Here is a 5,305-nt window from a genome sequence, read left to right as displayed (position 1 = left end):
AGATGGGTATAAGAGACAGGTGCGGGTGGGACGGTGGGCGCACGCGGTGCCCGGTGGGTGACGCAGTGTTGCGCCGGAGACGACGCAACGCGGGCCCGGCGTCGGGACGCCGGGCCCGCGCGACCGGTGGGCTCAGTCCTGGTCGCCCTCGTAGGTGTGGAAGTCGTCGACGAACTTGCGGCGCAGCCGGGGTACGCGGCTGGTCACGCCGAAGTAGCCGCGCGCGCCGAGCAGCGCGAGCCGACCCACCACCGGTCGGTACATCCGGTCGTCCCCGTTGGTGCCGCTGCGGTTCAGTGATTCGGTGACGCGCGCGAAACCGTACGGCACCATCGCCGCCTCGTAGTCGGCCACCGCCTGCAGCAGCGTCTTGTCGCCGGCGACCGCGTGGGTGAGCTGCTGGCAGAGCAGGCGGGCGTCGCGTAACGCGGTGTTCGCGCCCACGCCGCGACCGGGTGTCATGGTGTGGATGGCGTCGCCGAGCAGCGTGACCGTGCTGCTCTTCCAGGGCGGCACCGGCTCGGACGTGGTGACCTTGATCGGCAGGGCGCTGTCCGGGTCGCCGCGGGTCAGCAGTTCCCGCAGGTGCGGGTGCCAGTTCGGGGTGAGGTCCAGGGCGACGCGCACCAGGTCCTCGCCGCGGCGTTGCATCACGTCGGCGGGGAACCGACGGGCGGTGCTCCAGATGATGAGGTTGATGTTGTCGGTGGTGGTGTCGTGGGCGAGGCCCGGCCAGTCCCGCAGCAGCGCCGCGTCGGCGTCGCTGACGCCGGGCTTGATGGCCCGTTCGGCGTCCCACCTGAACTCCATCACGTGCAGGACACCCATGGTCCCGCCAGCTCCGAAGATCAGCGAGATGCCCTGGCGGACCCGCTCGGGCACGAGGTCGCGGGTGCGCGCGGTCAGCGGGACGCGGGTGGCGATGTTGATGGTGCCGGCGTCCCGGGTGACGGCGTGCGGCAGGTACTGGCGGCGTACCGCCGAGTGCGTGCCGTCCGCCGCCACCAGGAGGTCGCCGGTGGCGCTCGTGCCGTCGGCGAAGTACGCGGTGACCGTTCCGTCGTCGCGCTGCTCGTACCGGACGAAGGTCCTGTCGAAGTGCACCACGTCGGTCAGGCCGGTCAGCAGCACCTGGCGCAGCACCATCCGGGCCACCGAGTGCTCGGTGTGCTCCGGGTCGGCGTCCGGCCGCAGCTCGAACGAGGCGGTCTGGCGCAGCCCCTGGGTGACCACGTTGAAGTAGCGCGGCGGGCGGGCGCAGGTGGCGAGGAAGGTGGCGAACAGTTCCGGCGGCAGGCACTCCCGCAGCGCCCGGCTACCGGTCGGGCCGATGCCCACCCGGTAGCCGAGCAACCCCTCGGCGCGGTGGCGGTGCCGCTCGTAGACGGCGACGCTGATCCCGGCGCGACGCAGCCCGTGCGCCAGGCACAGCCCACCGGTGCCGGCGCCGATGATGAGGACGTGCGGTGGCGGGGCGGACACGTCGGCCGTCCGTTCAGCCGGCCGGGTGCGCCGCGGGCGCCTCGGCCGCGTCCCACCGGTAGAAGCAGCCGGCGATCGCGTCCCGGGGGGAGCGCCAGGTCGGCAGGTACGGCGAGGTGTGGGCGGAGAGCCGCTCGTTGACCTGCCGGAACAGCGGGTGGTTGCGGGCGGCCGCGAGCGCGTCGGAGTCGACGTCCGAGGTCTCCATCAGGTGCACGTACAGGTCGTGCAGGCAGTACAGGGACCGGTGCGTGACGCCGGTCAGGCCGGGCAGTTCGGTGGCGTCGGACTCGGCGAAGATCTGCGCGACCCGCCCCTCCGCGCCCGGGATGATCCGGCTGACGATCAGTAGACGACTCATGGGACCCCTTCCACCGGTGGCTTCCGCGACCCTCCGGTCGACGGCCACGTGCTCCTGCCCGCCACCGTGCCGCAGCGCCTGTCACGTCACCGTCACGTGCGCCGGCCGACCGGTGACGGGCGGACGGCGGCCTCCCGGCTGGCCTCGCGGATCGGGGCGAGCGTGTCGTCGAGCAGGGCGCTCATCGCCGGGCTGGGTTCCAGGCGCAGCTCCCGGCGCAGCAGGTCCCGGTAGACGTAGAAGGCGTGCACGGCCTCGAAGGCGTTGCCCTCGGCGAGGTGGATGCGGACCACCAGGCGGTGGGGCGTCTCGCGCAACGGCTCGGCGGCCATGGCCTCCAGCGCGGCCTCCAGCGCCTCCCCGTGCCGTCCCGCGACGAGGTGCTGCCCGGCGACCCGCTCCAGCATGTGCAGGCGGAGTTGGCGCAGTCGTTCCCGGTCCAGCAGCACCCAGTCGTCGTACCAGCCGGGCAGCAGGTCGTGCCGCCCGGCGGCGAGCGCCCCGGCGGCGGTACGGGGGTCGTCGCCGTCGCGGACCCGGGCCGCGGTGCCGACCAGTTCGTCCACGTCGAGTCGGACCGTGGGGGCGAGCCGCACGGTGTCGCCGGTCGCGGTCATGGGGCAGCACGGGTCCTGCCGCAGCCGCCACAGAGCGGTGCGCAGCGACGACAGCGCGCGCTCCTCCGAGGCGTCGGGCCAGAGCAGCCCGGCCAGTTGGCTGCGGGTGGCGCCGGGGCGCAGCCCGATCAGCGCGATCACCCGTTGCAGCCCGCGCGGCACCACGATCGGCGCCGCGCCGCGGAGCAGCCGGAAACCGCCGAGCAGGTGCAGCGAAACGCCGGCCTCGAAAGGATCTCCGGCGGTTGGCACGGACGGATCAGCGGCCACGGCGGCACCCCCTGCGGAACGCTCGTCCCGACTGTCTGCTGTGTCCCGGATCGGCTACCCGTGACGCCACTGTCGAGCCCACCGGCGGGGCACGGCCACGGTTGTCCGGGCGCGGCCCCGCCCGCCGGAGCCGCCGGGCTGACCACGGTGAAGATTATCAATAGCGGTCACGGTGCGTCAACGGCACCGTGACCCTTCTATCGGTGACGGTCAACCGTGAGATCGCTTCTGAACTGGCCAAACCTACGCTCGGCCTCCTCGCTGCAGGGCTCGTGGGCACATAGCTGATACACAGGTTGCGTCAACGCAGCGTCACCGCCATGCGTCGCTGGCCGACCCGTCACGGTGACGCCGCCGTGACGAGGACTGCCGCATCGTGTCGGCAGTCGTCCAGTGCGTCCGGGGTCCACCCGCCGCCGGCCCGGACGCCGTGGGGGGAGGCCCAGCCATGGACCGATCGCTGATCGTCGCGAAGGTGGTCCCTACCGCCGAGGAGCGCGTCGCCGAGATCTTCGCCGAGTCGGACGCGACGGAGCTGCCGGGACTGGTCGGGGTCCGGCACCGCTCGCTGTACCGACTGCACGACCTGTACGTGCACCTGCTCGAGACCGATCGACCGGCGCAGGGCGCGGTGGAGGCGGCCCGGGGCCATCCCGAGTTCGTCCGGGTCAGCGACCGGCTGCGGCCGTACGTCTCGCCGTACCTGCCGACCTGGCGCTCACCACGCGACGCCATGGCGCACTGCTTCTACCGGTTCGACGCCGCGGACGCGGGGCGGCGGTCGTGACCGCCACCGCGCCACGGGAGGAGCAGCTCTGGTCCCGCTGCGCCGGCTGCGCCAGCCTGCTCTACCGCAAACGGTTGCGGCGCAACCTGGACGTCTGCCCGGAGTGCGGCCAGCACGCCCGACTCGGCGCCCCGGACCGGCTGCGCCAGCTCGTCGACCCGGGATCGTTTCACCCGCTGCCCGACGGGCTGTCCGCGACGGACCCGATCGACTTCGTCGACGTGCTGCCGTACCCGCACCGGCTCACCGCCGCCCGGGCCAGCACGGGCCTGACCGAGGCGGTCGTGTGCGGCACCGCCACCATCGGCGGGCATCCCGCGGCGCTGGCGGTGATGGACTTCCGCTTCCTGGGCGGCAGCCTCGGCTGCGCGGTGGGTGAGCTGATCACCCGGGCCGCCGAACGGGCGCTGGACGACCGGATCCCGCTCGTCCTGGTCACCGCCTCCGGCGGGGCACGGATGCAGGAGGGCGCGCTGTCGCTCATGCAGATGGCCACGGTCAGCCAGGCCATCGCCGCGCTGCGCGAGGTGGGTCTGCTCACCGTCAGCGTGCTCACCGACCCGACGTACGGCGGGGTGGCGGCGTCGTTCGCCACGAACACCGACCTGGTGCTGGCCGAGAGCGGCGCCCGGATGGGCTTCGCCGGCCCCCGGGTGATCCGTCAGGTCACGGGCCGGGCGTTGCCGGAGGGCTTCCAGACCGCTGACTTCCTGCTCCGGCACGGTCAGGTGGACATGGTGGTGCAGCGTCGGTCGCTGCGGGGACGACTGACCGCGCTGCTCGCCGCGACCCACGCCCGACGGTCGGCCCGCCCGCCCGTACCCCGGCAGGAGCCGGCGTCGCGCCGCGAACGCCTCGCCGGTGGAGGCCCGGAGGCGGTGCGGCCGACGCTCCCGCCGACCGTCGACGGCCCGGACGCGTCGGCCGAGCCGACGGTTGGCCACGACGCCGGCCCGGCCGGGCGCGACCCGTGGGACACCGTGCGGGTGGCCCGCCACCCCGGTCGTCCGACCACGCTGGACTATCTCGACTCCGTCTTCGACGGGTTCGTGGAGCTGCACGGTGACCGGCTCGGCGCGGACTGCCCGGCCGTCGTCGGCGGCCTCGCCCGGCTGGACGGCCGGCACGTGATGGTGATCGGTCACCAGAAGGGGCACACCACCGCCGAGCTGGTCGCGCGGAACTTCGGCATGGCGAGCCCGGCCGGGCACCGCAAGGCGCTGCGGCTGATGCGCCTCGCCGCCCGGCTCGGCCTGCCGGTGGTCACCCTCGTCGACACCCCCGGCGCCGACCCCGGCGTGGGCGCCGAGGAGCAGGGCCAGGCAGCGGCGATCGCGGAGAACATCCTCACGCTGACCATGCTGCCCACCCCGGTGCTCGCGGTGATCACCGGTGAGGGCGGCAGCGGCGGCGCGTTGGCGCTGGCGGTCGCCGACCGGGTGCTGATGCTCCAGCACGCCGTCTACTCGGTGATCAGCCCGGAGGGCTGCGCGGCCATCCTCTGGCCGGACCGGTCCGCGGCGCCGCAGGCGGCCCGCGCGCTGCGGCTGACCGCGCCCGACCTGTGCCGTCTCGGGGTGGTCGACGAGATCGTGCCGGAGCCGGCGGTGGCAGCGCACGACGACCCGGCGGAGGCCGCCCGCCGGCTGCGCGCCGCGCTGCTGGCCAACCTGCTGCCGCTGCTGGACGTGCCGCCGGCGATGCTGGTCCGCCTTCGCCGGCAACGGTTCCGACGGTTCGGCGCGGCACGCGCCGGTGCCCGGGCGGGTGCCCGGTGACCGCCCGGGC

Annotated in this window: 5 protein-coding genes; 2 read left to right on the top strand and 3 right to left on the bottom strand. The window is 74.1% G+C overall.

The features are described 5' to 3' along the window. Nucleotides 1-132: 132 nt before the first annotated feature. The 3 genes from DKT68_RS14365 to DKT68_RS14355 form a co-directional block, all read right to left on the bottom strand. Complete coding sequence (locus DKT68_RS14365) at nt 133-1,482, bottom strand: FAD-dependent oxidoreductase (protein WP_109817907.1); 1,350 nt, start codon at nt 1,480-1,482, stop codon at nt 133-135. A 13-nt stretch (nt 1,483-1,495) separates the two neighbouring features. Next, nucleotides 1,496-1,843, bottom strand: coding sequence for a TcmI family type II polyketide cyclase (locus DKT68_RS14360; RefSeq protein WP_109817906.1), 348 nt, complete (start codon nt 1,841-1,843; stop codon nt 1,496-1,498). 92 nt (nt 1,844-1,935) lie between these two features. Continuing rightward, entirely contained in the window at nt 1,936-2,730 is a 795-nt protein-coding gene (locus DKT68_RS14355) for an AfsR/SARP family transcriptional regulator (protein ID WP_109817905.1), read from the bottom strand. A 448-nt stretch (nt 2,731-3,178) separates the two neighbouring features. On the opposite strand from DKT68_RS14355, the gene DKT68_RS14350 reads away from it, so the two are divergent. Together DKT68_RS14350 and DKT68_RS14345 are read left to right on the top strand one after the other, a co-directional pair. After that, a complete protein-coding gene (locus tag DKT68_RS14350; RefSeq protein ID WP_109817904.1) occupies nt 3,179-3,517 on the top strand; it encodes a TcmI family type II polyketide cyclase in 339 nt (112 codons plus the stop codon). Then, nucleotides 3,514-5,295: an acetyl-CoA carboxylase carboxyltransferase subunit alpha gene (locus DKT68_RS14345; RefSeq protein ID WP_109817903.1), complete on the top strand. Its 1,782-nt coding sequence runs from the start codon at nt 3,514-3,516 to the stop codon at nt 5,293-5,295. The genes DKT68_RS14350 and DKT68_RS14345 overlap by 4 nt, the downstream gene beginning before the upstream one ends. The last annotated feature ends 10 nt before the right edge of the window (nt 5,296-5,305 follow it).

Source organism: Micromonospora acroterricola (assembly GCF_003172955.1).
Classification (GTDB): Bacteria; Actinomycetota; Actinomycetes; order Mycobacteriales; family Micromonosporaceae; genus Micromonospora; species Micromonospora acroterricola.
This window is presented reverse-complemented; position numbering and strand designations above follow the sequence as displayed.

Coding starts and splice junctions, on each gene's coding strand:
- DKT68_RS14360 (WP_109817906.1), bottom strand. CDS start 1,843: ATGAGTCGTCTACTGATCGTCAGCCGGATCATCCCGGGCGCGGAGGGG.
- DKT68_RS14350 (WP_109817904.1), top strand. CDS start 3,179: ATGGACCGATCGCTGATCGTCGCGAAGGTGGTCCCTACCGCCGAGGAG.